We start from the raw sequence: 26,053 nt of genomic DNA on the forward strand, positions 1-26,053 counted from the left end.
GCGTCAGCTTGGTATCAGTTCAAACGCTTGCTCTGCTTGATCCAGTAACCGAGGCCCAGCGCAGCCAGCCACACGGGAATCAGATACACGGAAATACGCAGGCCAGGTGTCAGATACATGATCACCAGGATGCCTGCCAAAAAGGCCAGGCACAGGTAGTTGGTGAAAGGGTAGCCCAGGCTCTGGAAGGCGGTGCTCTTGCCTTCGCGTTTTTTCTGCGCGCGGAAGCGCAGATGGATCCAGCTGATCATGGCCCAGTTGATGATCAGGGCCGACACCACCAGTCCCATCAGCACTTCAAACGCTTCGCCCGGCATGAAATAATTGACCACCACGCAGGCGCCCGTCGCCAGCGCCGACACGCCCAGCGCCACCAGCGGCACGCCGCGGCGGTTCACCTGCAGCAGCGCGCGCGGCGCGTTGCCTTGCTTGGCGAGGCCAAACAGCATGCGCGTGTTGCAGTACACGCCGCTGTTGTACACGGACAGGGCAGCGGTCAGCACCACCACGTTCAGGGCGGTGGCCACCAGGTTGCTGTCGAGTGCATGGAAGATCAGCACAAAGGGACTGCCGCCCGTGACCACGTTTTGCCATGGATACAGCGACAGCAAAATGCCCAGCGCGCCGATGTAAAAAATCAGGATGCGGTAGATGGCCTGGTTGGTGGCGCGCGGAATCGAGGTGCCCGGGTCATCGGCTTCAGCGGCCGTGATGCCCACCAGTTCCAGGCCGCCAAACGAAAACATGATCACGGCCATGGCCATCACCAGGCCTTGCCAGCCATTCGGAAAAAAGCCGCCGTGCTGCCACAGATTGGCCACGCTGGCTTGCGGGCCGGCGTCGCCCGAGGCCAGCAGCCAGGCGCCAAAGATGATCATGCCGATGATGGCGACCACCTTGATGATGGCGAACCAGAATTCCATCTCGCCAAACGCCTTCACGTTCAACAGGCTGATGGCGTTGATGAAGCCAAAGAAGACCAGCGCCGAGACCCAGGTCGGCACGTCCGGCCACCAGTACTGCACATAGATGCCGACGGCCGTCAGTTCGGCCATGCTGACCAGCACATACAGCACCCAGTAATTCCAGCCAGAGAGAAATCCCGGCAAGTGGCCGCAGTATTTGTCGGCAAAGTAGCTGAAGGAACCGGCCACCGGTTCATCGACCACCATCTCGCCCAGCTGGCGCATGATCAGAAAGGCGATCACCCCGGCGATGCCATAACCGAGCAGCACCGAAGGGCCGGCCATCTTGATGGTTTGCGCGATGCCGAGAAAGAGGCCGGTGCCGATGGCGCCGCCCAGCGCGATGAGCTGGATATGGCGGCTTTTCAGTCCCCGCTTGAGCTCATTGTGTTCAGTAATCCCGGCTGCCGTCATATAGTTTTGTCCTGATTCGCGGTGGTAAGGCCAGTGATTCTAATGCAAGAGCGTGGAAAGCAGCAGGGAAATGCATGTTGCACTGCGGTGTGTTGTATCCATTCCTACTCCCTGTATGATTTGCCTGCAGGGCGCGCTTTGGCGCTCACGTCTTGGACCAGGGAGAGTTGGATGAATGCAGCGCAGCGCAGCCATATGCAAGGCATAGGCCTGGGCTTTTTGGCCGGTTATGTCGATACCCTGGGTTTCGTAGCCCTGTTCGGCCTGTTCACGGCCCATGTGACGGGTAACTTCGTGCTGATAGGCGCCATCCTGGCCAAGGATGCCCATGGTTCGATCGCCTTGAAGCTGCTGGCTTTTCCCGCTTTTATACTCGGCGTGGCGGCGGCGCGGCTGCTGACGGTGGCGGCGGAACGGCGCGGTGGCGGGGTCTTGCGCCTGGCGCTGCTGATGGAATGGGTGCTGCTGGCCGGTTGCATGGTCTGCGGCATGCTGGCCGGGCCCTTGACGGCAATGACGCAGGCCGATGCGCTGGCGATGGCGGCCGGCTTGTTGGCTGCAACTGCCATGGGCTCGCACAGCGCGATCAGCCGCTTGCAGCTTTCCCATCTGGCGCCGACTTCCATGATGACGGGGAATGTGACGCAACTGGTGATCGACACGGTCGACGTGCTGCGCGGCGCGGGCGATGCCACCACGCGCGCGCGTTGCGTCAAGTGTTTATGGCCCCTGCTGGGTTTTGCGGCAGGCGCCGGCATTGCGGCCTTCGCCTACCTGGCGCTGGGCTTTGCCGCGCTGGCCGTGCCGCTGGTCATACTGGCCCTGCTGATTGCGATGGAGCCTGCGCGCAGCAAAGCTACAGCGGTTTAGACTTGCTGTTGCAGCAGTTCCTGCAGCACCGTTTCCAGCCCGATCCGGCCCTTGACGGTGCTGTGCTCAAAGCTGATCCAGCCTTCGTTGAAGCCGTCGACCATGCGCATGCGCGGCGTGGGATTGAGCATGCTCTGGGCGTGCAGGCGTGCTTCCCAGCTGTCGCGCGGCACCGCCCGCGCAGTCACCTCGCGGCCTATCAATCGGCCCAGGGTGGCGGCGATATCGTCCGGCGACACGGTCTGCGGGCCTTCCAGTTCCACCACGCGCTTGCCTTGCCATGTCTGCTGCAGCAGTTGCGCCGCCGTAGTACCCACGTCACGGGTGGCGACCATGGGAATGCGGCGCGAGGTTGGCTGCAGCATGCTGTCGATGCGGCCATCGCTGCGCGCGCCGGGAATATCCCAGACGCTGTTTTCCATGAACCAGGCGGCGCGCAAAAAGGTGATGGGCATGGGCAGCTCGCCCAATGTGCGTTCCATATTGCTCAATTGCGTCAGCAGGTTGCGTTCGGTGGCTTGTGCGCCGACGGTAGACAGGCAGACCACCCGCTGCGGCTGGGCCACGCGCAGGGCAGTGTCGAGCGCGGTGATGACGGCGCGCGATTCGGCAAAGTCGGGTGAAGGATCGAAGGTGGGCGGCAGCAGCACGAACACGGCTTGCGTGCCTGCGAATGCCTGCGTCAAGGCCTGCGCGTCGTCCATGTCGGCGATGGCGATCTCGCAGCCCGCCGCCTTCCATGGTGCGGCTTTGGCCGCGTCGCGCAGCACGGCGCGTACGGGCAAGCCGGCGGCCAGCAAGCTGCGGGCGACGGCGCCGCCGACTTTTCCAGTGATTCCTGTGATGGCGTACATGATGGTTTTCCTTTGTGTGTTCATTAATAAGTGAAGCAGCGTGTAGCCATTGTGCGGCAGGCTGTTTCTTTTTTCGATAACATGGATGGCATTAGATTCATGCTGATTGCGCACTAATGGAGGATGGAAATGCGGGGCTTTGACGAACGATTGTTAAATGGCATGGGCGTGTTTGTGGCGATCGTCGATGCAGGCAGCCTGGCGGCCGCCGGCGATCAGCTGGGCATGTCGCCGCCCGGCGTGAGCCGCGCGCTGGCCCGGCTCGAGGGCAAGCTGGGCATACGGCTGTTCGACCGCACCACGCGCAAGATATCGCTGACCGATGAAGGCCGGCGCTTTCACGCCCAGGTGACACCGCTGATCGCGGGGCTGGAAGAGGCGGCAGCTACGGCGTCAAGCAGCGCCACGGCCGTGCGCGGGCGGCTGCGCGTGAATGTGGACCCGTTTTTTTCGCGCCTGGTGCTGGGGCCGCAGCTGGAAGCGTTCATGGTGGCCCACCCGCAATTGCAGCTGGAACTGATCACGCGCGACCAGTTGGGCGACATGGTGGGCGATGGCATCGACCTGGCCCTGCGCTTTGGCTCGCCCAGGGAATCGAGCCTGGTGGCCCGCAAGCTGCTCGAAACGCGGGTGCTGACGGTGGCTTCACCGGCTTATCTGCAGCGCAAAGGCCGGCCGTTCTCGCCCGAGGAACTGGCCAGTGGCGGCCATGAGCTGATCGATTTTCGCGATCCACAAACGGGCCGGCCATTTCCCTGGGAATTTCACCGCAAGCGCAAGCGCATCACCATCGATACGCCGGGCCGCTTGCTGCTGAACGATGCAGGCACCTTGCTCAGCGCCTGCCTGGCCGGTTATGGCGTGGCGCAGATCATGCTGCTGGGCAGCGAAGCGCTGCTGGAAGAGGGCAAGCTGGTCGAGCTGTTTTCCGACTGGCCCGACGAGCATTTCCCGCTGTATGCGCTGCATCCGTCACGCCACCATCCACCGGCCAAGACGCGCGCCTTCCTCGATTTTGTCATGGCGCTGCTGGCGCCTTGAGCTGGTTTGTGACGGTGGCCGGCTCGTACACGGCCAGGAACTCAGCCGGCATGCGGCGTGCGCGGCCGCTGCTCAATTCGATGCACACCAGTTCCCAGCGCCCGCGCACTACCGTGGCGCCGTCGCTGTTGCGTATCAGCTGGAAGCGCCGCTCCATGCTCAGCTTGCCATCGCTGGCGCACAGCCAGGTGGCCAGCGTCAGGGGTTCACCAGCACGCGTGGGTAGCAGATAATCGTATTCGCCACGGCGGATGGCCATGGCGCGGTCCAGGCGGCGGTAATCGTCGAGGTCCAGCCCCAGCGCCGCCGAATGGTGCCAACCGATATGCTCGCACCAGCGCATATAGACGGCGTTATTCGTATGCTGCAAGCCGTCGATATCGTCCGGCTGCGGCGTCACGTCCAGGGTGTGCGGGTGCGGATAATCCCAGTTCAAGATGATTCCTGCGCCGCCAGCTGCGCCTGCAGTGCGGCGACGATCAGCGCATGGTCGTCCGCCTGCGCCAGGCCCGACACGCTGACCGTACCCACCAGGCCCACGCCGCGTATTAGCAGGGGGAAGGCGCCGCCGTGGCCTGCAAACTCCACGTCGTCCAGGTATTTCACGTCTTCAAACGCGGCGCCCCGGTTTTTATAATAAATGCCCATGTAATAGGAGCTGCGGCAGTAGCGGTTGACGGTATTGTTCTTGCGGCGTATCCAGTCGGCCTGGTCTGGCGTGGTGCCCGGCATGGCGTAGTGGAACAGCACCTGGCTATTCCTCGTGATATTGACGACGACCGCCTTGCCGCGCCGTCGCACTTCCTCGACGATCCACAAGCCCACGGCCAGCGCCGTGTCGTTGTCGAAGTGGCTAAATTGCAGGGTTTCCTCCTGCTGCGCCAGGGTGTTGAGTAATTCCGCGTAGTTGTCCATTGCCGTATCGTTAAAGTGGGTGATAGCGTTACTGTAGCTTAAAGCAGCGGCGCTGCCCACGCTACAATGGCGCTCATGAATTTCTCCCTGTTCGACGATGACGATCTGCCGCCCAGCGGGCCGCAGCCTTTGGCGCCCGATACCATGGGCGCGACCTTGCTGCGCGGCTTTGCGCTGCCGCAGGTGGCCAGCCTCCTGGCGGCGATCAATGAGGTAACAGCAGCGGCGCCGCTGCGCCATATGGCCACGCCCGGCGGCTTGCGCATGTCGGTCGCCATGACGAATTGCGGGCCCTTGGGCTGGGTCACGGATGGCCGTGGTTACCGCTATGCGCGGCAAGACCCGGCCAGCGGCTTGCCCTGGCCGGCCATGCCCGCTGTTTTCCAGGCGCTGGCCTGCGAGGCGGCGCAGGCGGCCGGTTTCCCCGGCTTCGTGCCCGACGCCTGCCTGATCAACCGCTATGAAGCCGGCGCACGCATGGCGCTGCACCAGGACAAGGATGAAAGCGATTTCGACGCCCCCATCGTTTCCGTCTCGCTGGGTTTGCCGGCCACCTTTTTGTTCGGTGGCGCGGCCCGTGCCGACAAGGCGGCCCGCATACCGTTATTCCATGGCGACGTGGTGGTGTGGGGCGGCGCCGACCGCTTGCGCTACCACGGCGTGGCGCCCTTGAAGGACGGTCAGCATGCGCTGCTGGGGGCGCAACGCATTAATCTGACGTTCCGCAAGGCGCGCTAAGGCGCCGGTCCAGCTCGACGATGCTCTGGTACAGCACGCGGGCGCCGTCCAGCAACTGGGCCGGTTCTATCCATTCTTCGGGGCAGTGGCTGCGCCCGCCCAGGCAGGGAATGAAGATCATGCCGACGGGGCCGGTGGGCGCCACATACACGGCGTCGTGGCCGGCGCCGCTGGGCATGCGCATGCTGGCGTAGCCCAGTCGGGCCGCCGCGCCATCGATGGCGTCCATCACCAGCGGCGCACAATCGGTGGGTTTCGAGCGGCTGACGGTCGACATGTCCACCGTCAGGCGCAGTTGCAGCAAGCCAGCGGCCACTTCCGCCATCAGCGCTTCGGGGAAGGTGTCGAGCACGCCAGCGTTCTCGCTGCGCACTTCCATCATCATTTCCACCATGCCCGGCACGGCGTTCGAGGCGTTGGGCGTGAGCGACAGGCGGCCGATGGTCGCCACCACATAATGCGGTTTGCCCGACAGCGCGGCGGCGCGGCGGTTGGCCGCATCGATGATGCGCGCCGCGCCCACCAGCGCATCCTTGCGGATATCCATCGGCGTCGTGCCCGCGTGGTCGGGCTGGCCCCGCACGACGAGCGATACGCGGCGGATGCCGACGATATTGGTGACCGTGCCAATTGGCAGGCCACGCGTTTCCAGCACCGGGCCTTGCTCGATATGCAGTTCGACAAAGGCCGCCGTACTGCCCGCCGCGCGCAGCGGCGCATCCAATCGCTCCGGGTTGCAGCCTATCTTGCGCATGCCTTCGGCCAGGCTTTCGCCTTCGGGATTGCGCGCGGCCAGCATGTCGGGCGGCAGCGCGCCGGAAAAAGCGCGGCTGCCGATGCAGGAAATGCCGTAATCGCTGGGTTCCTCGGACAGGAAATCGATCACTTCGAACGGATGTTCCAAGGCGACGCCCTGTTCATGCAGGGTGCGCGCCACCTCGATGCCGGCCAGCACGCCGATGATGCCGTCGAAGCGCCCGCCCATCATCACCGTGTCGCAGTGCGAACCCGTCACCAGCGGTGGGCGCGGCGTGGCGCCAGCACGCGCAGGCAGGCGGCCCACCAGGTTGCCGCCATCGTCCTGATGCACCTGCATGCCGGCGGCGAGGAATTCTTCGCGCAGCCAGGCGCGCGCTTCGAGGAACAAGGGAGAAAAGGCGCGCCGCGTCCATGGCACGCCGGGCAAGGTCATGCGCGACAGGGTTTCCACGCGGGCCCACAGGCGCTCGGCGTTCAGGGGCGGGAAGGGGATGCTATTCATATGGGCTCTTGATATTAGGATGTTCAGGCGGCGCGTGGACGCAAGGAGTGTGGACGTAAAAACGTACCGTCGCCGGCCTGGTTGACGATGCCGGCGCCGTCAAACACCAGCTGGCCACGGCAGTAGGTTGCGGCCACGCGGGCAGTAAATTCGCGGCCTTCGAAACTGCTCCACTGCACCGCCGACAGGCTGTGCGCGGGGTCGTAGCGGTAGTGCTCGGGGGCGACGATGACGATGTCGGCATCCATGCCCACATCCAGCGCGCCCTTGCGGTCGTCCAGCAGGAAATGGCGGGCCGGATTGCGGCACAGCTGGCGCACCACCATCGACGGGCCAATGCCATGTTCTTCGCAACCGGTCCAGAAAGCGGGCAGCAGGGTTTCCAGGCCGGGGCCGCCCGAGGCGTTCTTGAAGATGTTCGGATTGTCCTTGCGCTCCAGGCCCCAGCTGACATGGTCCGATGAAACAAAGGTGCAGGCGTCGCGCGCGATATGGGTCCACAGCAGGTCCACCTCGGCTTGCGGGCGTATGGGCGGGTAGTGCTTGGTCTTCGCGCCAAAACGCCGGCTATGTTCTTCGTGGTTCAGCATCAGGTACTGGATGCAGGTTTCGATGCTGGCCTGGTGGCCGGCCCTGCGGTACATATCGCACAGTTCAAAGCCGCGCGAGGTCGATACATGCACGGCATGGGCGCGCGCGCCCGTCTCGGCGCCGATTTCATAGATCATGGCCGTCGCCAGGTTCTCGATCAACGGCGTGTGGGCGCGCATGAAGGCGTCCCAGCCCGTGTCGCCCTGTTCCAGCATGCGGGCGATGTTCTTGCGCGTCAGCTCCTGCATCTGATTGTGCACGCCGCAGACCAGGCCGGACGGCGCGATCAGGCGGAACGCTTCATACAACTGATCTTCCTCGACGCGGGGAAAGCGCCCCGGCGTCGCTTCGAAGGTGGAAAACTTGAAGGCGCACACGCCGCCCTCGATCAGGCCGGCCGCCGCCTGCAGGCCGTGCTTGTCGTTCAGGGTGCCGAACAGGCCCACGTCCACGTGGCAGTCGCGCTCCACCTCGGCGATCTTCGCGTCAAGCTGGGCGCGTGAAGCCACCGGTTCCGGGTCATCGTAGGGCATGTCGACCATCACCGTGATGCCGCCAGCGGCCGCCGCGCGCGAGGCGTGGCCCAATCCTTCCTGGCCGGCCTGGCTGCCCGCGTGCACCTGGCCATCGACGGCGCCGGGCAAGATCCAGGACCCGCCCGCGTCGTGCATCTGCCTGCCTTGCGGTGCACGCCCCGTGCCGCGTGCGGCCACCTTGCCATTGCGTACGCCCAGCCAGCCGTTTTTCACCACCTTGTCGGCGTCGACGATATTGCCGGACACCACCAGATCGAATTCGCTCATCGTTGCACCGCTCTCCATTATTGACGATGGATGAAAGTGTAGGACGCTCAAGCCAAAATGCCTTATGCTTAAATATACGATCCAATTAACACGATGTTATAGGTGCGCTTCCCGTGAAACTCAATTTGCGTCAAATCGAAGTCTTCCGCGCCATCATGCTGAGCGGTTCCATCAGCGGCGCCTCCAAGTTGCTGTACGTGTCGCAGCCGGCCGTCAGCCGCTTGATTTCCTATACCGAGCAGCGCCTGGGCCTGCTGTTATTCCAGCGTATCAAGGGACGGCTGTACCCGACCCCGGAAGCGCGCCGCCTGTTTGAAGAAGTGGGCGCCGTCTACCAGAGCGTGCAGCGGGTCAACGAGGTGGCCGAAAACCTGGCGGAAAACCGCATCGGCCAGCTGCGCATCGCCAGCAGCCCGAACCTGGGCCAGTCGCTGATGCCGCGCGCCGTGGCCATCTTTTGCGAGCGTTATCCCGAGGTGCGCATCGTGCTGCACACCTTGATTCCCAGCGTGATGCTGCAAAGCCTGCTGACGCACGAGGTGGAACTGGGCGTGACCTATATGCCCGTCACGCATCCCAGCCTGGCCGTGCGGCCCCTGTACAAGAACCGCATCATGGCGGTGGTGCCGCAAGACCATCGCCTGGCGGGGCGCAGCAGCATCACCACGGACGACCTGGCTGGCGACCGTTTTGTCGGCTACAGCAGCGACATTCCATTCGGCCAGCTGGTGCAGCAAATGTTCGGCAACGAGGAGCAGCGCCCGCAGCCGCGCATCGAGGTGCAGCAGGCGCACGTGGCTTGCGCCATGGTGCAGGCGGGCGTGGGCGTGGCGCTGGTCGATGAAATCACCATCAGCGGCCCGATCTGGTCGAAGGTGGTGGCCATTCCCGTGGTGCCGATTGCCAGCGCGCCCGTGAATGTGTACCACATCGAACTGGAACCGCTGTCGCGGCTGGCGCAGGAATTCATCGCCATCCTGGAGTCCTTGCGCAAATAGCCGCGCAGATCATTGTGCTAATACAGTGCACGGTTTTGGTTCTGGCCTGCACCGTCATGTGCCACGCCAGAGCGGGGCGGCGTGCACCAGCAGATGGCATTAACACGATGTTATATGCTCATCACAAAATGTAACGCGACATTATTAATAATCCTACCTAATATTTGATCCATCGCGACAGGCAAAACCTGCGCAGATGCAGATCAATCATGGAGGAGAAAAATAGTGGGACGTATCTTGACACTGAAGGATGTGGAAGCGGCCGTCAAAGGCGGTTCCGTGTTTGCCTGCGGCGGTGGCGGCTGGGCCGGCCATGGCCGCGAGCTGGGCACGCTGGCCGTGACCATCGGCCGGCCGGAACTGGTCGGCATGGATGACGTGCCGGATGACGCGTGGATCGCCACGGCGGCGGCCATCGGCGCGCCGGGCGGTCTGACGGACTGGGAAATGCAGGGCATGGATTACGTCAAGGCCGTGCAACTGACGCAGGAAGCGCTGGGCGCACCGATTTACGGCCTGATCATCGGCCAGAACGGCATGTCGAGCACCCTGAACGCCTGGCTGCCATCGGCCGTGCTGGGCACCAAGGTGATCGATGCGGTGGGCGATGTGCGCGCCCATCCGACCGGCGACATGGGCTCGCTGGGCCTGGCCAACAGCCCACAGCAAATGATACAGAGCGCCGTCGGCGGCAAGCGCGCCAGCAATGCGTACATCGAGCTGGTGGTGCGCGGCGCCACGGCCAAGGTCTCGCCCATCCTGCGCAAGGCCTCGGACATGTCGGGCGGCTTCATCGCCAGCTGCCGCAACCCGATCCGCGCCGCCTATGTGCGCCAGCATGCGGCGCTGGGCGGCATCAGCATGGCGCTGGCCCTCGGTGAAACCATCATCGCCGCCGAAGGCCGGGGCGGGGCAGCCGTCGTCGACGCCATCTGCAAGCAGACGGGCGGCAGCATCATCGGCAGCGGCAAGGTGGCCCGCAATACCTTGCGCTACACGGATGAAGCATTCGACATCGGCGTGATCGAAGTGGGAGAAGGTGCGCACAAGCGGCTGATCCACGTGATGAACGAGCATATGGCGGTGGACGACGCGCATGGCGCGCGCATCGCCAGCTATCCGGACGTGATCACCACCCTGGACATGCAGGGCAATCCGCTCAGCGCAGGGCAAGTCAGGGAAGGCATGGAAGTGCTGGTCTTTCACATCCATAAAAGCGCGCTTCCGCTGTCGTCTAGCGTCAGCGACCCGGCTGTCTACCCGCCGGTGGAAAAGGCGCTGGGCATCAATCTCGCCAACTATGCGCTGGAGGGCAAATAATGCGCCAGACGACCTTCACCGTGCAATCGGGCGCCACCTTGCGCTGCAAGGGCTGGCGCCAGGAAGCGCTGCTGCGCCTGCTGGAAAACGTGCTGGCGGTCGGCGAAGCGCCGCAAAACCTGGTGGTCTACGCGGCCCTGGGCAAGGCGGCGCGCGACTGGCCCGCCTACCGCGCCATCGTCGACGCCTTGCTGCTGCTGGAAGAAGAGCAGACCCTGATCATCCAGTCGGGCAAGCCGATAGGCGTCTTGCGCACGCACAGCCAGGCGCCCATCGTCATCATGGCCAACTGTAACCTGGTGGGGCAGTGGGCCAAGGCGGAAAATTTCTATGCGCTGGAAAAGCAGGGCCTGATTTGCTGGGGCGGGCTGACGGCCGGCGACTGGCAGTACATCGGTTCGCAAGGCGTGATCCAGGGCACGTACGAGATTTTCTGCCGCATCGCCGAGCGCCATTTCAATAACGACTTGCGCGGCCGTTTCATTTTGACGGCGGGCCTGGGCGGCATGGGCGGCGCGCAGCCACTGGCCGGCCGCATGGCCAACGCCGCCATCCTGACGGTGGAAGTGAACGAAGAAAGCATACAGAAGCGCCTGAAGAACGGTTTCCTGGAAGTGCGCGCCGACTCGCTCGACCATGCGCTGGCCCTGATCGCCGATGCGGTGGCGCGCAAGGCGCCATTGTCGGTGGGTTTGCTGGGCAATGCGGCCGATATCTATCCGGCCATTCTGGCGCGCGGCATCGTGCCCGACATCGTCACCGACCAGACCTCGGCGCACGACCTGGTGTATGGCTATGTGCCGTCGGGCCACACGCCGCAGCAGGCGATTGCCCGCCGCGAAAGCGATATCGAGGGCTTGATGCGCGACAGCCGCGCGTCCATCGTGCGCCATGTGCAGGCCATGCTGGGCTTTCAGGATCAAGGCGCGATTGTCTTCGACAACGGCAACCTGATACGCACGCATGCGAAACAGGGCGGCGTGGAGCGGGCCTTCGAGATTCCCGTCTTTACGGAAGCGTTCCTGCGGCCTTTGTTTGCGCGCGCCATCGGTCCGTTCCGCTGGATAGCGCTGTCGAACGACGCCGAGGATATCCGCAAGATCGACGATTTCCTGCTGCAGCGCTTTGCCGATAACTGGATCGTCTCGAACTGGGTGCGCCTGGCGCGTGAAAACGTGCCCTTCGAAGGTTTGCCGGCCCGTATCGCCTGGCTGGGCCACGGCGAACGCACGGAACTGGCGCTGGAAGTGAACCGCATGGTGCGCGACGGCGAATTGAGCGCGCCGGTGGCCTTCACGCGCGACCATCTCGATGCGGGCGCCATGGCGCACCCGAACATCATGACGGAAAACATGCGCGACGGTTCCGACGCGGTGGCCGACTGGCCGCTGCTGAACGCCATGATCAATTGTTCGTCCAGCGCCGACCTGGTGGCCATCCATTCGGGCGGCGGCGGCTACAGCGGCTACATGACCAGCGCCGGCGTCACCGTGGTGGCCGACGGCAGCGCGGCAGCGGACCAGCGCCTGCGCTTGTCGCTGACAAATGACACCAGCAGCGGCGTGCTGCGCTACGCCGACGCCGGCTACGACGAGGCGCTCGACGAAGTGGCTCTCAAGGGCATCGCCCGCATCGATACACAGGAGGCCAGATTCCAGCAATAGGGCATAGTCAGACACCATAAAAAATCAAAAAGGCCAGCCGGGGAACACCCCGGCGGCACATAAGAGTAACGGCAATGTGGTCTACAGGGAGATGGAAAATGAAAGAGCTGGCTATCAATGCGGGCGGGGACGGCGCGTCCGCCGCAGGAGTCGACACAGGGGAGGGCGCTGCGCACGCGAGTATCAAGCATGAAGAGGTCCGGCACGACACGATCAAGCACGATGCGAAGGCGAGCCGCCGCGCCGTTATCGCCGCCTCGACCGGCAATGCGCTGGAATGGTATGACTTCACGGTGTACGCCTTGTTCGCCATGTATATCGGACAGAATTTTTTCCAGAACGAGAATCCCACGGTACAACTGATGGCCTCTTTCATGGCCTTCGGCCTCGGCTACGTGGCGCGGCCGCTGGGCGCTCTGCTGCTCGGTTCCTACGGCGACCGCGCCGGGCGCAAGGCCGCACTGACACTGACCATCATGCTGATGGCGCTGGGCACCTTGCTGATCGCGATTGCGCCGCCCTATGCCGCCATCGGCGTGGGCGCGCCGCTGCTGATCGTTTGCGGCCGCGTGCTGCAAGGCTTCTCGGCCGGCGGCGAGATCGGTGGCGCCACGGCCTTCCTGGTCGAGCATGCACCGCCTGAAAAGAAGGGCCAGTATGCCTCGTGGCTGCAAGCGAGCATGGGCATCAGCAATGTGGCCGGCGCGCTGGTCGCCACTGTCGTCACTGCCGTGTTCACCGTCGATGAAATCAGCGAGTGGGCCTGGCGCATACCCTTCATCATCGGCCTGGCAATCGCCCCGGTCGGCCTGTGGATGCGCAAGGCGCTCGATGAAACGCCGCACTTCAAGCTGGAAGAACAGCGTATGAAGGCAGCCGGCATCGTGAAAAAGACGCCGCTGCTGCAAGTCATCCGCGAATGCCCGAAACAGCTGGCGGCCGGCTTTGGCTTGTCGGTGCTATGGGCGGCGGCGCCGTATTCGCTGATCATCTTCATGCCTATCTATGCGCAAAAGACCATGGGGTTCACCGCTTCGCAGGCCTTCACCGCTTCCCTGATCGGCAATCTGTTCATGATCGTCTGCTGCGTGCTGGCCGGCACCCTGTCGGACAGGCTGGGACGGCGCACCATGCTGCGCTTTGGCGCGGTCCTGCTGCTGGTGGGCGTGTATCCGCTGATGATGTGGCTGCAGGCTTCGCACACCACGGCCACGCTGGTGATCGTGCAATCGCTGTTTTGCGCCATGATCGCCATGTTCGTCGGCGTGGCGCCGGCGGCGCTGTCGGAAATCTTCCCCACGTCCGTGCGTTCCTCGGGCATGTCGCTGTCGTATAACACGGCCGTGACCCTGCTGGGCGGTTTCGCCCCCGCCATCCTGACCTGGATCACCTACACGACGGGCGTGGCGTTTGCGCCGGCCCTGTATGTGATGGGCGCCGCCGCCATCGCGCTGGTCGCCATTTCCACCTTGCCCGACGCCAGCAAGACCTGATACGCCCACGACAGACACTCACCGAAAGATCACCATGCACATCACACAACGCAGCGCCATGCGCGCCGCGACGGCACTCGCTTGCCTGGCGTTTGGCCAGCCAGCCTGCGCGCAGTCGGCCATCAGCTTCACCGGCGTCATCGATACCTATGCCGGTTCCCTGCAGCGCAGCGGCGAGGCCGCCCGCGCCAACGTCGTCAACAGCAGCGGCATGACCACCTCATGGTGGGGCTTCAAGGGCGTGGAAGACCTGGGCGGCGGCTTGCAGGCGCAGTTCAATCTGACCGGATTTTTCCGCCCCGATAACGGCGGCGCAGGCCGCTACGACAGCGACACCCTGTTTGCCCGCGACGCCAACGTGGGCCTGTCCGGCAGCTTCGGGCGCATTTCCATCGGCCGCGACCTGGCGCCCAACTTCGTGCCCTCGATTACCCTCAATCCCTTCGGCGGCTCGTTCGCCTTCGCCCCGCTGCTGGTGCACACGCAAGCGTCGGCAGGCGCGTATCCTGGCCAGAAATGGGCGCCCACCACGGCTGGCGACACGGGCTGGAGCAATGAGGTCATGTATGTCACGCCCAAGCTGAACGGCTTGACGGCCAGCCTGTTCTACCAGTTCGGCGAACAGGCCGGCAACACCGGCAAGAATAATGTGGGCGCCAACGCCATGTACGGCAATGGCCCCCTGACCCTGGGCGCCTACGTGCAGCGCATCGCCGTCAACAACCCGCTCGATACCGTGACGGGCGATTCAAAAGTGTTCAGTTTTACGCCGTATAACATCGATACGGGCGCCGTCTACAAGCTGGCGGCGGCCAGGCGCCAGACCACCTGGTTCATGGGCGGCGCCTACGACTTCAAGCTGCTCAAGCTGTTCGGCACCTGGCAAACGGCGGACAACAGCCTGCCTGATGGCGCCGACCGGGACAAGCACAGCCTGAAGTCCGATACGGCGCAGCTGGGCGCCAGCGCACCTTTGGGCAGTGGCGTGGCCATGCTGTCCTGGGGCCGCACGGCGATCCGCGCCGGTGGCGACTTCGGCGGCCCGGGCTGGCGCAGCAGCGTGCGGCGCAATACCGTCTCGCTGGGCTACGACTACCTGCTGTCGAAGCGCACCGACGTGTACAGCGTCGTCATGCGCGACAAGATCAGCGACCAGGACGGCGGCACCAGCGTGGGCGCCGGCATCCGCCACAAGTTCTGAACCTGGTCTGTCTCCCGTTCTTGCATTTGCTTGACGCCATCCTTCGCAACAATTAATATCCGTCCGGTCGGAAATAAATTGGAGCAAGGATGGGACGCAAGCGCGTGATTGATCAGGAACATATACTCGATGCCGCCGAAGTGGTGGTGGCGCGCGATGGGGCGGCGCGGCTGACCCTGGACGCGGTGGCGGTGCAGGCTGGCATCAGCAAGGCCAGCGTGCTGTATGACTACAAGTCGAAACAGGCGCTGATCGCCGCCGTCGTCGACCGGGCCGTGGCCCGCGACAACGCCTTTAACCAGGAGACCACGATCAGCCTGGGCGCGGTGGATAGCGCAGTCATCCGCGGGCGCATCGCGGCGGCGGCCTTGCCGATACCCGAGCAATTCAAGCAGGTCGCCATGAATCTGTGCGCGGCCATGGCCCAGGATGCGCAGCTGCGCGCCACCTTGCAAGCGAACCAGCAGGCGGTGATTACGCAGATACTGGCCAGTTCGGCCCAGCCGCGCGGCGCCTTGCTGGCCTATCTGGCGCTCGAAGGCCTGAAGCTGCTCGAAGCGCTCGATTACCACAGCTGGCCGCAGCAAGAGCGCAGCCGCATCCTGCGCGAGATCGGCTGGCTGGTCGACGTGGAGCCGACATGACACACGCTGATGTCAACGGGGAAGCGCTGCGCCTGTTTTTGACGGGTGGCAGCGGTTACCTGGGCCGCAACCTGATACGCCATTTCGTGGCGCAGGGCGCGACCGTGGTGGCGCTGGTGCGCAGCGAGCGCGCCGCCGCCGTGGTCAGGGCCCTGGGCGCCGTGCCGTTTGCGGGCGATCTGCTTGACCCTTTGGCAGAGGGCATGGCAGGCTGCCAGGCGTTGATCCACGCCGCTGCCGACACCAGCCACGGTTACGCCACGGCGGCCCAGCGCCGCATCAATCTCGATGGCACGCGCCATGTGTTTGCCTCGGCGCGCGCGGCCGGTATCGCCAGGGCGGTCTATATCAGCAGTGAATCGGTGCTGCTCGATGGTAGTCCGCTGGTCGATGCACGCGAAGACATGCCGTTTCCCGACCATCCTGCCGGTGCGTATACACGCACCAAGGGCGAGGCCGAACGCATCGCGCTGGCGCTGGCCGGGCCTGGCTTTGCCGTCATCGCCGCACGCCCCCGCTTTTTGTGGGGCCGCGACGACACCACGGCGCTGCCGCAACTGACGGCGGCTGCGGCGGCCGGCAAGATGGCCTGGCTCGATGGCGGGCGCTATCTGACTTCGACCACGCATATCGCCAACGCCTGCGCCGGCGTGGCGCTGGCCCTGGAACGTGGCCGTAGCGGCGAAGCGTATTTTTTGAGCGATGGCGAACCGCAAGAGTTCCGCCGCTTCATTACCGATTTGCTGGCCACGCAGGGCATCGTGGCGCCCGATAAAAGCGTGCCGCGCTGGCTGGTGCGCGCGATTGCCAGCGTGGGCGACCTGCTGGCCACTGTCAGCGGCGGACGTTTTACGCCACCCGTGACGCGCCAGCAGCTGGCCACCATGTCGGTCGAAGTCACGCTAAACATCAGCAAGGCGCGCATGGAACTGGGTTACCGGCCCGTCATCTCGCGCAGTGTCGGGCTGGCCGAGCTGGTCGCGCCAGGCTGAGGCCAGCTGTCTAGAACGCCATTTTCGCCGACAGCAGTGCGTTGACGGGTGCGCCGAAGTGGTTGTTGTCCTGCGTGCTGCCGATGGCCTGGTAGTAGTATTTGTCGAACACATTGTAGACATTGAGCTGGAACGACAGGCGGGGACTGGCCTGGTACGACGCCATCAGGTCGAGCACCGTGTAGCCGCCCTGGCGCACCGTGACGTCGCCCACGGGATAGCGCATATCGCTGCGCGTGCGCAGCGAGCCGCCCAGCTTCCACTGCTGGAAGGCGCCCGGCAGACGGTAGCTGGTCGACAGTTTCAGCAGGTGGCGCGGCGTGAGCGTGTCGTAGCGCGTGCCAGCCTTGCCGGCGTCCGAATCGTGCAGATAGATGGCCGTGTTGTAGGTATAGCCGGCCATCACTTGCCAGTCTGGCGCCAGCGCGCCAGCCAGTTCGAATTCCGCGCCCCGGCTGCGCACTTCGCCCGTTTGCAGATAGCAGGCAGCGACCTCTGGTCGGCATTGCGACTGCGGCAGTTGCAATGGCAGGTTTTTCTGATTGATCTGGAACAGCGCCGCGCTGGCTGTCAGGGCGCCGCCAAAGTAGTCGCCCTTGACGCCGGCTTCTGCATTCGTGCCTGTCAGCGGATCGAGCAGGGCGCCGCCCGCATCCTGGTAATTTTGCGGCTGGAACACGCCCGACCAGCTGGCGTAGACGGAGTGGGCGCCATCGATGGCGTACACCAGGCCCGCGTACGGCGTTACCTTGCGCCTGACTTCATAGGCGCTGTCGTCATGCCATTCACCGGCCGTCAGGTGCATGCTGTAGTCGTAGCTGTCGACGCGCGCGCCCAGCATCGCCGTTAAAGGATCGCTGACGCTGAAGCGGGCCGTCGCGTAGGCGCTGCTCTGCTTTTGCGCCCCCTTGCGCGACCAGACATAGTCCATGGCCGGTTTTGGCACGGTCGACGAATTCCAGCTCAAGGGATCGACGACGACGTTGTAATCGCCGGGCCAGCCGCCGGGGCCATCGTTGTCGCGGTTACGGCGGTAGCTGGCGCCTGCCACCAGTTCATGCGTGCGCCCGAGTAGCTGGAAAGGGCCGCTGGCGTAGGCGTCCAGACTCACTTGCGTTTTCTTGTAGGCGTAGGCGCCTGCGCCCTGGCCGAAAAGTGCAGAGTCTTCCAGCGGATACAGATAGGTACCCAGCATGTCCATCTTGGTTTGCAGTGCGCGCGCTGTCAGCCGCGTGCTCCAGCCGCCGCCCAGCTGGTGCTCCAGTTCCGCAAACACGCTGCTGTTCTGTTTGTTCCAATAGGCCCAGTCAGGCGTCATGCGTGCCGAGCGCGCAAACGGATAAAAGCTGCCGTCGCGCCGCGTCGGTAAGCCGTTCCAGTCTGCGCCGGGATTGTCTTCGCGGCTGCCATAGCCGCCCACGCTGAACAAGGTGCCCGGCGCCAGGTCGATATCGAGCGTGCCGTAAGCGAGCTTGCGCTCGTGGCGATAGGCTTTCTTGAAGGTGCCGGCATCCTGCACGGCCAGCACGGTGCGCCCGCGCACGCTGCCCGAGGCATTCAGGGCGCCACCGGCATCGAGTTCGCCCCGGTAGTTATTCCAGCTGCCCGCGCTGACGTTCATCAGCACTTGCGGCTGCGTGGTGGGGTGCTTGCGCACCAGGTTGATGGTGCCCGAAGGGTTGCCGGTACCCGTCATGATGCCGGAAGCGCCGCGCAGGATTTCCACCCGGTCGTACATGGCCATGCTGGCCAGGCCCATGGTGTCCTGGTCGAAGGCGATGGGCACGCCATCGGCCATGAAGTTGTTGACTTCAAAGCCGCGCGCGAAAAATTGCGTGCGTTCGCCGCCGCCGATCTGGCGCGTGCTCATGCCCGTCGCGTCCAGCGCCACGTCGTCGAGCGACTGGAAGCCGCGGTCGTCGATTTGCTGGCGCGTCACCACGCTGACCGATTGCGGCGTCTCGCGCGCGGACAGCACGAACTTGCTGGCCGTGCTCATGCTGCGCGTGGTGTAGGAGCCGCTGCCTTCGGTGACCGTGCCATTGTCGGCACTGGCCGTGACAGCGATGCCAGGCAGGGTTTGCGTGCCATCGGGCAGGGCGGCCGCGCTGATCTTGCGCAGCGCATACGCGCCGTTGCCCGATTCGACGGCGGCATAGCCGCTACCGGCCAGCAGTTGCGCAAAGCCTGCCTGTAGCGTGTAGCTGCCGCGCAGGCCCGCGCTGCGCAAACCTGCCAGCTGGGCAGGATCAAACGACAGGGGCACGCCGGCGCTGGCTGCATAGTCGGCCAGGGCGTCGCCCAGTTTTCCTGCGGCGATGGCATAGCTTTGCGCCGAGGCAGGGGCGGCGGCTGGCGGGGCGGCGTGGACGGGAGCGCTGGCCAGCATGGCCAGCATGCTGGCAATGGCCAACGGCATGGTGCGGACTTGTTGGTGCGATGACATGGATTTCCTTTACGGTATAGGGGATGACAGCGCGTGCTGCCTGTGCGCTGTCATCCTGTACACCGGACGAGCATGGGAAAAGTGTCACTGCGGCGGCGATTATTTTTAAAGGGCGCGCTCGATGGTGATCCAGTACGGTCCTACGCTGCTCATTTGCACGGGCAGGGTCTGGCGCAGCAGGACCAGGCTGCGCGCGAAATCGTGTACGGGAAAGGCGCCTGAAACGCGCAGGCTGGCGACGGCAGGATCGCAGCGCACGATGCCGTGCCGGTAGCGCCCCAGTTCGGCCAGCAAGGTATCGAGGCGCATGTCTTTTGCCACCAGCATGCCCTTGTCCCACAGGGCCAGGCTGGCGCCCAGCGGCCGCGGCGGGGCGATATCGTGCTGTGTAAATTCCACTTCCTCGCCCGCCTGTGCTGTGTACGTGCCACCGGCGTGGGCTGGCGTGATGGCTACTGCGCCATTGAATACGCTGAGCCTGGAAGCGGCGTCCAGCAGGCGCACGGCAAAACGCGAATCGATGGCGCGCATGGCGCCGTGCTGCGTGGTGACGTCCAGTGATTGACGGCCGGTGCTGACCAGGATGGACCCTGCCAGCAGGTGTACCTGGCGCGTCGCCCCGGCAAGACGCAGCTTGACGGCGCTGGCGGTATCGAGCACCAGCCGCGTGCCGTCCGCCAGGTCCAGCGTGCTCCGTTCACCCGTCGCGGTGCGCAAATCAGCCGTCCATAGCGGCGCCTGGCGCCAGGCCAGCCAGCCGGCTGGCGCGGCGGCCAGCATCAGCCCCAGTACCCGCAGCGCCTGGCGGCGCCGTGGAGCGTCCAGGCGCGACAGGGTGCGGCGCGTGGTCTCGGCAGGCAGGCTGGCAAAGTCGCCCAGCACGGCTTCGGCGCGCTGCCAGGCGGCTGCGTGCTGGGGACTGGCAGTGCGCCAGCGCTCGAAGTCGGCCCGCGCTTGCGCGCTTGCCTCTCCGGACTGCAAGCACACCAGCCAGTCGGCCGCTTCGGCCAGCACCGCCATCGACGGCGCTGTGTTCATGCCGCCGCCAGACAGGCCAGAAAACCCTTGCGCATATGGCGCTTGATGGTGGCCAGCGACAGTTGCTGGCGTTCGGCGATCTGCTGGTAAGTCAGTTCGTCGAGCTGCGCCATCAGGAAAATTTCACGCGTCTGCTCCGGCAAGGAGCGCAGCATGGCGTCGATGCGGAGCAGTGTTTCCAGCACCATCAGCCGCGTTTCCGGCGAGGGCGCCAGCGGCTCGGGCAGAAGGGCTATGGTGTCGAGGTAGGCCCGTTCCACCTCTTGCCGACGCCAGTGGTCGACCAGCAAGCCCTTGGCGATATGCGTCAGAAAGGCGCGCGGCTGCTCGCCGATCGCTGCGCTGCGCCGTGACTGCAGCAAGCGCACATAGGTGTCGTGCGCCAGGTCCGCAGCCTGGCTGGCATCGCCGAGCTTGCGGCGCAGCCAGCCCTGCAGCCAACCGTGATGGTCGTTATACAGGGTGGCGATGGACTGGGGCGAGGGCGCTGCAGCGGACATGGATCAGGAGTATATAAATGAGAATTATTCTCAATTATAATGAATCGCTTGCCTGCATGGCAAGGCTGTCGTGAAGCTTGTGGCCGTATCGCCACGCTGGCGGGATGGCAAACAGCAGACTGGAAGTCTGTTCTTTTATCCGGCTTGGCAGCACAGATGCCGGGAGCGCGAGTCCAGCAGTGGTAGTGGTGTGGGGTTGAAAACGATGCTGTAAAAACAAGCATCCTGCCGTGTGCCGCGATTCGTAAATTGGTGAAAAAATGCAATTGACTAGTTGGCAGCAGTTCTCGCCAGTCCGGCGCCACGCGCGCCGCCGAATTTTCATCGCAAAGGAGCATCATGACTACTCACTCCCGGCCGGGACCGTTGTTGCTCATTACCGGCGTTGTTTTTATCCTGTTGGGACTGGCGCTAGCCGGCGGCGGGGCCTGGCTCGTTTATCTCGGCGGTTCCTGGTATTACGTGCTGGCCGGCATAGGCTTGCTGATCGCGGGCGCGCTGGTGCTCAAGGGCAGGCGCAGCGTGCAGGCTTTCCTGGCTTTCTTGCTACTTGTCACGCTGGTGTGGTCCGTGGTCGAAGTCAAGTTCGACTGGTGGCAATTGCTGCCGCGCCTCGATATCTGGTTTGTCGCCGCTGTCTGGCTGCTGCTGCCGTTTGTCGACCGGCGCCTGGGCACGCCTGACCCCAGTTATACGAAAAAGCGCGAAGCAGGCAAGACAGCCCTGCTGGTCGCCGTCGGCGCCACCCTGGCCGTGGGCGTGTTTGCCCTGTTCCAGGATTACACCACCTTGCATGGTGAGGTGCCGGATGAAAACATGGCCGCCGCGCCGCAAGGCGATTTCGCGCCTGGCGTGGCGCATAACGACTGGTCCGCGTATGGCCGCTCCGGTTATGGCGACCGCTATTCGCCAGCGAACCAGATCACACCGGCCAATGCATCGCAGCTGAAACAGGCCTGGGTGTATCACACGGGCGACTTCAAGGGGCCGAACGACCCGGGTGAAATCGCCAATGAAGTCACGCCGCTGAAGGTCAACGGCTTGCTCTACCTGTGCACTCCGCACAATATCGTGATTGCGCTGGACCCGGACTCGGGCAAGGAAGTGTGGCGCCACGATCCCAAGATCAACCGCGATGCCAAAACTTACCAGCACATGATCTGCCGTGGCGTGGCCTATTGGGACGTCAACGCGGGCCGCGCCAAGAATGATCCGGCGCCCGAAGCGGCAACCATGGAATGCCCGCGCCGCATCCTGGCGCCCACCATGGATGCCACCCTGATCGCCGTCAATGCCGACACGGGCGAATCGTGCAAAAGCTTTGGCGAAAATGGCGTGATCGGCCTGTACCACGGCATGGGCATGAAAAAGCGGGGCTTCTTGATGCCGACCTCGCCGCCGGCCGTGTCGCAAAAGATCGTGGTGATGGCCGCCAGCGTGACGGACAACGATTCTACCGACGAGCCATCGGGCGTGATCCGTGGCTACGATCCCGTCACCGGCAAGCTGGTGTGGAACTGGGATGCGTCCAATCCCGACGACACGGAGCCGATTGCCGACGGCAAGACCTACACGAATAATTCACCCAATTCCTGGGGCGTGTCCAGCATCGATGAAAAGCTGGGCATGGTGTATGTTCCGATGGGCAATGAAACGCCCGATACCTGGGGCGGCAACCGCAATCCGCACGGTGAGAAATACAATAGTGCCATCGTTGCGCTGGACCTGGCCACCGGCAAGGTGCGCTGGGTCTACCAGACCGTGCACCACGATATCTGGGACATGGACATCGGCGGCCAGCCGACCCTGGTCGATATCGATACGCCCAAAGGCCGCGTGCCCTCCGTGGTGGCGACCACCAAGCGCGGTGATATTTACGTGATCGACCGCCGCGACGGCAGCCTGGTGGTGCCTGCGCCCGAAAAACCCGTGCCCAATACCAATCCATCCGCCGGCGACCGGCTGTCGCCCACCCAGCCATTTTCCGAGCTGACCTTCTTGCCTGAAAAACATATCAGCGAGACGGATATGTGGGGCACCACGCCATTCGATCAGCTGGCCTGCCGCATCACGTTCCGCTCGCATCGCTATGAAGGTCCGTTCACGCCGCAGACGGCGGCCAGTGGCAAGATCAAGGGCGCCATCATTTCGCCTGGTCCGCTGGGCATCTTCGAGTGGGGCGGGGCGACCGTCGATCCGGTGCGCCAGTTGCTGATCGTGAACCCGGACTACATGGGTTTCCTGGAACGGCTGGTGCCGCGCGATCAGGCGGACGTGAAGGGCGGTTCGGGCACGGAAATGGGCTTGCAGCCGCAGACAGGCACGCCATTTGCCGTGGAAATCAAGCCTTTCCTGTCGCCGCTGGGTTTCCCTTGCCAGGCGCCGCCATGGGGTTATGTGGCCGCCGTCGACTTGCGCACCATGAAAAAAATCTGGATGCACAAGAACGGCACCACCATGGATAGCGCCCCCGTGCCGATTCCGCTGCCGCTGGGCGTGCCCAGCCTGGGTGGCATGAGCACCACCGGCGGCGGCGTGGCATTCCTCAGCAGCACGCTCGACTATTACATCCGTGGCTACGATGTGCGCAACGGCAAAGTAGTCTGGAAAGCCCGCTTGCCGGCTGGCGGACAAGCTACGCCGATGAGCTATATCTCCGACAAGACCGGCCGCCAGTACGTGGTCGTCATGGCCGGTGGCCACGGTTCGCTGGGCACCAAGATGGGCGATAGTCTGGTCGCGTTTGCCTTGCCTGATGAGGCGGTGAAAGGCAAGTAAGGCCCTATGCAAGATGGCGCAAGTCAATCTGCGGCACGGCCAGTCTGGCCGTGCCGCAGTGCTTTCAAGCCGCAACAGTGCGCTTAGTTGCGCTTTTCTTCCCGCTCTTTGGGATGATGATCAGCTTCATGGTGCTGGTTTTGCGGGTGAGCTTGCGGCTGGTGCTGTGCTTGTGGCCGCGGTTCTGGCCGCGGTTCCGCCCGCGCTGGCGCTTGCTCCCGGCGCATTTCCGGAGCGGGCCGGTTCATTTCCTGATGGAACTGCTGGCCGCCGTTAGGCCTGTCGAATTGCTGATGCGGCTGGTTCTGCACATGTTGCGGCGCAGGCGATGGCTGAGGCTGCTGCTGCCTTGCCGTTTGCTGATTGCCGCCGAAGGCATGCTGGTTCGGGTTTGCCGGCGGACGTGCAACCTCAGGATTGTGCTGCGCTGCCGGCCCATGGTTCAAGGCATTCTGCTCCAGCTGAGCCATCGGCCGGCCATGCTGGACAGGCTCGCCGCCACCGGGGCGTTGCGCTGCGGCTTCAGGCCGGGCCTGATTCTGCATGGCATGTTGTGATCCTGGCCGCAGCAGCTGATTGCTGCTGGCTGCCGTCGGCGGGCCGCCGGCAGCAAAATTCCTGCCGAAATTCGGCCTTGCCATGTTGTTCAAGTCCGCTGGTCCGTGATTGCCCCCTGGGTTTGCGGCAAACGCATTCGGACCCGGATGCCCTTGTTGCTGGCTGCCTGGCGCAGCAAAATTCGGCCGTGTCATGTTGCTGAAGTCTGCCGGTCCGTGATTGCCTCTGGGCATGGTTGCAAACGATCCGCCATTCGGACCCGGATGCAATGGCTGCGGATTGGCTGGCGCGGCAAAATTCGGACGGGCCGCGTTGAAATTGGCGGGACCTGCGCCCGGCTGGGCAGGGTTAGGGGCAGCGAAATGATTACGCGTATTGTTGTTGATGACAGTGTTGTTGTAATTGTTGGTGACGCGATTGACGATCGTGGTGGAACGCGACACATAGGTATTGTTGTTGTACACCACCGCCGGCCGATGCCAGCCGTTCGGACCGCCGCCATTCCAGTTGCCGCCACCACCACCGCCACCCCAGTGCATGCCCCAGGAATTCCAGCCCCAGTGGTGCGTTTCGATCAAGGCGCCGACGGCGATCCCCAGGCCGAAGGTCAGCACGCCTGCGGTGACGACGTCACCTGGCGGATAGTAGGCCGGTGGCGGTGCGTAGGAATAGCCTGGATAGACCGGCATCGGCTGGCCGTAGACGACGGCCGGATTATAGGCCGGCACGTAGACCACAGCCGAATCGGCCGGCTCGATCACGATCGTTTCTGGCGGTGGCGGCACCATTTCAGGGCCAGTGTAGTAGGCCGGCTCGTTTGGCGGTGGCGCATAGCCGGCCGGCGGCGCTGCCTGCACGCGTGGCGCCGTGGCGATGCGCTGCTGCTTGTTGCTCTTCAGGTTGCCGCTGGCGGCTGCCCGCTGGCGCATCACCTGGATCGCATTCATGACATCGGTTGGATCGTTGACATAGGCGTCGCCCAGCGCCGACGTCCAGGGGATATTGTGCGCCATCTGGTCCAGCACGCCAGGGAACTGGGTCAAGCCCTTGACGCTGACATCCCAGGGCTGCTGATTGGCGGCGTCCTGCAGCGGCTTGCCTTTCAAGTTCTTGTTTTGTGCCAGCCAGTTGTCGGCGGCGGTGACCTGGTCGGGATAGCTTGACGCTGCCAGCACTTGCGCCACCAGCTTGTCCGGGAACAGGGCAATCGGCCCGACCAGCTGGTAAAGCTGGTCGGCGGTGGGCGGAACATAGGCAGGAGCCGCTTGCGACGGCGCAGCAGGTGCGGCGGCATCGGGTTTTTTGTCGCAAGCGGTCAGTGACAACAGTGCGACGCAAACGGAAGCGCCGAGTAACACTGATGTCGTTTTTTTATTGTTAGCCATTTTCGCACTCCATCACATCGAGGTAATTGACAGTGCTTACAAGTTAGCACGGCGATCCGGATAGCTTGCAGTGCGTTACAGAATCTTGCATGTTTAACAGACTGTCCCGATAGGCGCGGCTATGCCTTATGATGGCGAGACCGTCTAGCCATGCGCTTGCGCAGCGCAGATGAAGGCGGTAGCGTATTCGGCCAGAAACAGCCGTTTCAACAAGCGAAAGAAAACCATGAAAACACCACCAGACGATTTGCCGGTCTACCGATTACTCACTGGACCTGACGATGCAAAATTTTGCCGCCGCGTCAGCGAAGCGCTTGCGCTAGGCTATGTGCTTTACGGCTCGCCCTCGGCGACGTTTAACGGGGAAAGCGTGATCGTGGCTCAAGCCGTTCTCTGGCCGGCGATGGACGATCAGTCTATCAGGTAGCCGCCACGATGGACCTTGCTTGATTGCAATCGGTAGGGGGGAGATGGCTTATTTGTTCTTTCCTCTTTCATCCTTCTTCAATCATCACACATCCTCTCTTATCCTCCTTTAATTTCCCTGTCGTGACTTTTCGATAGTGTGTGGCCCCTTGGGCGCT

General features: G+C 63.8%; 22 protein-coding genes. 12 read left to right on the plus strand and 10 right to left on the minus strand.

The window, feature by feature from the left end:
• Positions 1-14 precede the first annotated feature (14 nt).
• The gene (locus HDE72_RS19035) at positions 15-1,379 is read right to left on the minus strand and encodes an amino acid permease (RefSeq protein WP_183743853.1); all 1,365 of its coding nucleotides are present in this window, start codon (positions 1,377-1,379) and stop codon (positions 15-17) included.
• 171 nt (positions 1,380-1,550) lie between these two features.
• Between HDE72_RS19035 and HDE72_RS19040 the strand changes: the two genes are divergently transcribed.
• Complete coding sequence (locus tag HDE72_RS19040; protein WP_183743855.1) at positions 1,551-2,249, plus strand: YoaK family protein; 699 nt, start codon at positions 1,551-1,553, stop codon at positions 2,247-2,249.
• Here the strand turns inward: HDE72_RS19040 and HDE72_RS19045 are convergent.
• Positions 2,246-3,103, minus strand: a complete 858-nt coding sequence (locus tag HDE72_RS19045) for an NmrA family NAD(P)-binding protein (RefSeq protein WP_183743857.1) — start codon at positions 3,101-3,103, stop codon at positions 2,246-2,248. The genes HDE72_RS19040 and HDE72_RS19045 overlap by 4 nt on opposite strands.
• A 129-nt stretch (positions 3,104-3,232) precedes the next feature.
• On the opposite strand from HDE72_RS19045, the gene HDE72_RS19050 reads away from it, so the two are divergent.
• Positions 3,233-4,144 carry a LysR family transcriptional regulator gene (locus HDE72_RS19050; RefSeq protein WP_183743860.1) on the plus strand — a complete coding sequence of 304 codons (912 nt, stop codon included), beginning with the start codon at positions 3,233-3,235 and terminating at the stop codon, positions 4,142-4,144.
• Here the strand turns inward: HDE72_RS19050 and HDE72_RS19055 are convergent.
• The gene (locus HDE72_RS19055; protein ID WP_183743862.1) at positions 4,122-4,580 is read right to left on the minus strand and encodes an acyl-CoA thioesterase; all 459 of its coding nucleotides are present in this window, start codon (positions 4,578-4,580) and stop codon (positions 4,122-4,124) included. The two genes, HDE72_RS19050 and HDE72_RS19055, sit on opposite strands and share 23 nt — an antisense overlap.
• Positions 4,577-5,059, minus strand: a complete 483-nt coding sequence (locus HDE72_RS19060) for a heme-degrading domain-containing protein (protein ID WP_183743864.1) — start codon at positions 5,057-5,059, stop codon at positions 4,577-4,579. The genes HDE72_RS19055 and HDE72_RS19060 overlap by 4 nt, the downstream gene beginning before the upstream one ends.
• Before the next feature lie 75 nt (positions 5,060-5,134).
• Here HDE72_RS19060 and alkB point away from each other — a divergent pair, with 75 nt between their 5' ends.
• Complete coding sequence (alkB, locus tag HDE72_RS19065; protein WP_183743866.1) at positions 5,135-5,797, plus strand: DNA oxidative demethylase AlkB; 663 nt, start codon at positions 5,135-5,137, stop codon at positions 5,795-5,797.
• Here the strand turns inward: alkB and HDE72_RS19070 are convergent.
• Together HDE72_RS19070 and HDE72_RS19075 are read right to left on the minus strand one after the other, a co-directional pair.
• On the minus strand, positions 5,769-7,058 hold the full coding sequence (locus tag HDE72_RS19070) for a Zn-dependent hydrolase (RefSeq protein ID WP_183743868.1): 1,290 nt from the start codon (positions 7,056-7,058) through the stop codon (positions 5,769-5,771). The two genes, alkB and HDE72_RS19070, sit on opposite strands and share 29 nt — an antisense overlap.
• Positions 7,059-7,081: 23 nt before the next feature.
• Positions 7,082-8,452, minus strand: a complete 1,371-nt coding sequence (locus HDE72_RS19075; RefSeq protein ID WP_183743871.1) for a dihydroorotase — start codon at positions 8,450-8,452, stop codon at positions 7,082-7,084.
• A 113-nt stretch (positions 8,453-8,565) separates the two neighbouring features.
• On the opposite strand from HDE72_RS19075, the gene HDE72_RS19080 reads away from it, so the two are divergent.
• The 7 genes from HDE72_RS19080 (at position 8,566) to HDE72_RS19110 (ending at position 16,764) form a co-directional block, all read left to right on the plus strand.
• A complete protein-coding gene (locus HDE72_RS19080; RefSeq protein ID WP_183743873.1) occupies positions 8,566-9,450 on the plus strand; it encodes a LysR family transcriptional regulator in 885 nt (294 codons plus the stop codon).
• Positions 9,451-9,675: 225 nt separating this feature from the next.
• Complete coding sequence (locus HDE72_RS19085) at positions 9,676-10,770, plus strand: DUF917 domain-containing protein (RefSeq protein WP_183743875.1); 1,095 nt, start codon at positions 9,676-9,678, stop codon at positions 10,768-10,770.
• Positions 10,770-12,434 carry a urocanate hydratase gene (locus HDE72_RS19090; RefSeq protein WP_183743877.1) on the plus strand — a complete coding sequence of 555 codons (1,665 nt, stop codon included), beginning with the start codon at positions 10,770-10,772 and terminating at the stop codon, positions 12,432-12,434. The genes HDE72_RS19085 and HDE72_RS19090 overlap by 1 nt, the downstream gene beginning before the upstream one ends.
• Before the next feature lie 182 nt (positions 12,435-12,616).
• Positions 12,617-13,927: an MFS transporter gene (locus HDE72_RS19095; protein WP_409254976.1), complete on the plus strand. Its 1,311-nt coding sequence runs from the start codon at positions 12,617-12,619 to the stop codon at positions 13,925-13,927.
• A gap of 34 nt (positions 13,928-13,961) precedes the next feature.
• Complete coding sequence (locus HDE72_RS19100) at positions 13,962-15,128, plus strand: porin (RefSeq protein ID WP_183743881.1); 1,167 nt, start codon at positions 13,962-13,964, stop codon at positions 15,126-15,128.
• 89 nt (positions 15,129-15,217) lie between these two features.
• Positions 15,218-15,772, plus strand: coding sequence for a TetR/AcrR family transcriptional regulator (locus HDE72_RS19105; RefSeq protein ID WP_183743883.1), 555 nt, complete (start codon positions 15,218-15,220; stop codon positions 15,770-15,772).
• Positions 15,769-16,764 (plus strand): NAD-dependent epimerase/dehydratase family protein, encoded by a 996-nt coding sequence (locus HDE72_RS19110; protein ID WP_183743885.1) that lies wholly within the window; start codon positions 15,769-15,771, stop codon positions 16,762-16,764. The genes HDE72_RS19105 and HDE72_RS19110 overlap by 4 nt, the downstream gene beginning before the upstream one ends.
• Before the next feature lie 10 nt (positions 16,765-16,774).
• Here the strand turns inward: HDE72_RS19110 and HDE72_RS19115 are convergent, their stop codons facing one another.
• The 3 genes from HDE72_RS19115 to HDE72_RS19125 form a co-directional block, all read right to left on the minus strand.
• Positions 16,775-19,210: a TonB-dependent siderophore receptor gene (locus tag HDE72_RS19115; protein WP_260176803.1), complete on the minus strand. Its 2,436-nt coding sequence runs from the start codon at positions 19,208-19,210 to the stop codon at positions 16,775-16,777.
• 105 nt (positions 19,211-19,315) lie between these two features.
• Entirely contained in the window at positions 19,316-20,248 is a 933-nt protein-coding gene (locus HDE72_RS19120) for a FecR domain-containing protein (RefSeq protein ID WP_183743887.1), read from the minus strand.
• Positions 20,245-20,748 (minus strand): sigma-70 family RNA polymerase sigma factor, encoded by a 504-nt coding sequence (locus HDE72_RS19125; protein WP_183743889.1) that lies wholly within the window; start codon positions 20,746-20,748, stop codon positions 20,245-20,247. The genes HDE72_RS19120 and HDE72_RS19125 overlap by 4 nt, the downstream gene beginning before the upstream one ends.
• A 339-nt stretch (positions 20,749-21,087) precedes the next feature.
• Between HDE72_RS19125 and HDE72_RS19130 the strand changes: the two genes are divergently transcribed.
• A complete protein-coding gene (locus HDE72_RS19130; protein WP_183743891.1) occupies positions 21,088-23,526 on the plus strand; it encodes a membrane-bound PQQ-dependent dehydrogenase, glucose/quinate/shikimate family in 2,439 nt (812 codons plus the stop codon).
• Between the two features lie 83 nt (positions 23,527-23,609).
• Here HDE72_RS19130 and HDE72_RS19135 read toward each other — a convergent pair whose 3' ends face one another.
• On the minus strand, positions 23,610-25,469 hold the full coding sequence (locus tag HDE72_RS19135) for a DUF3300 domain-containing protein (protein ID WP_221291319.1): 1,860 nt from the start codon (positions 25,467-25,469) through the stop codon (positions 23,610-23,612).
• Between the two features lie 226 nt (positions 25,470-25,695).
• Here HDE72_RS19135 and HDE72_RS19140 point away from each other — a divergent pair, with 226 nt between their 5' ends.
• Positions 25,696-25,896: a DUF1737 domain-containing protein gene (locus HDE72_RS19140; RefSeq protein WP_183743892.1), complete on the plus strand. Its 201-nt coding sequence runs from the start codon at positions 25,696-25,698 to the stop codon at positions 25,894-25,896.
• Positions 25,897-26,053: the final 157 nt, after the last annotated feature.

The organism is Janthinobacterium saanense, from assembly GCF_014200675.1.
In the GTDB taxonomy this organism is placed as follows: Bacteria; Pseudomonadota; Gammaproteobacteria; order Burkholderiales; family Burkholderiaceae_D; genus Janthinobacterium.

Coding starts and splice junctions, on each gene's coding strand:
- HDE72_RS19035 (WP_183743853.1), bottom strand. CDS start 1,379: ATGACGGCAGCCGGGATTACTGAACACAATGAGCTCAAGCGGGGACTG.
- HDE72_RS19040 (WP_183743855.1), top strand. CDS start 1,551: ATGAATGCAGCGCAGCGCAGCCATATGCAAGGCATAGGCCTGGGCTTT.
- HDE72_RS19045 (WP_183743857.1), bottom strand. CDS start 3,103: ATGTACGCCATCACAGGAATCACTGGAAAAGTCGGCGGCGCCGTCGCC.
- HDE72_RS19050 (WP_183743860.1), top strand. CDS start 3,233: ATGCGGGGCTTTGACGAACGATTGTTAAATGGCATGGGCGTGTTTGTG.
- HDE72_RS19060 (WP_183743864.1), bottom strand. CDS start 5,059: ATGGACAACTACGCGGAATTACTCAACACCCTGGCGCAGCAGGAGGAA.
- alkB (WP_183743866.1), top strand. CDS start 5,135: ATGAATTTCTCCCTGTTCGACGATGACGATCTGCCGCCCAGCGGGCCG.
- HDE72_RS19070 (WP_183743868.1), bottom strand. CDS start 7,058: ATGAATAGCATCCCCTTCCCGCCCCTGAACGCCGAGCGCCTGTGGGCC.
- HDE72_RS19075 (WP_183743871.1), bottom strand. CDS start 8,452: ATGAGCGAATTCGATCTGGTGGTGTCCGGCAATATCGTCGACGCCGAC.
- HDE72_RS19090 (WP_183743877.1), top strand. CDS start 10,770: ATGCGCCAGACGACCTTCACCGTGCAATCGGGCGCCACCTTGCGCTGC.
- HDE72_RS19100 (WP_183743881.1), top strand. CDS start 13,962: ATGCACATCACACAACGCAGCGCCATGCGCGCCGCGACGGCACTCGCT.
- HDE72_RS19105 (WP_183743883.1), top strand. CDS start 15,218: ATGGGACGCAAGCGCGTGATTGATCAGGAACATATACTCGATGCCGCC.
- HDE72_RS19110 (WP_183743885.1), top strand. CDS start 15,769: ATGACACACGCTGATGTCAACGGGGAAGCGCTGCGCCTGTTTTTGACG.
- HDE72_RS19115 (WP_260176803.1), bottom strand. CDS start 19,210: ATGTCATCGCACCAACAAGTCCGCACCATGCCGTTGGCCATTGCCAGC.
- HDE72_RS19120 (WP_183743887.1), bottom strand. CDS start 20,248: ATGAACACAGCGCCGTCGATGGCGGTGCTGGCCGAAGCGGCCGACTGG.
- HDE72_RS19125 (WP_183743889.1), bottom strand. CDS start 20,748: ATGTCCGCTGCAGCGCCCTCGCCCCAGTCCATCGCCACCCTGTATAAC.
- HDE72_RS19130 (WP_183743891.1), top strand. CDS start 21,088: ATGACTACTCACTCCCGGCCGGGACCGTTGTTGCTCATTACCGGCGTT.
- HDE72_RS19135 (WP_221291319.1), bottom strand. CDS start 25,469: ATGGCTAACAATAAAAAAACGACATCAGTGTTACTCGGCGCTTCCGTT.
- HDE72_RS19140 (WP_183743892.1), top strand. CDS start 25,696: ATGAAAACACCACCAGACGATTTGCCGGTCTACCGATTACTCACTGGA.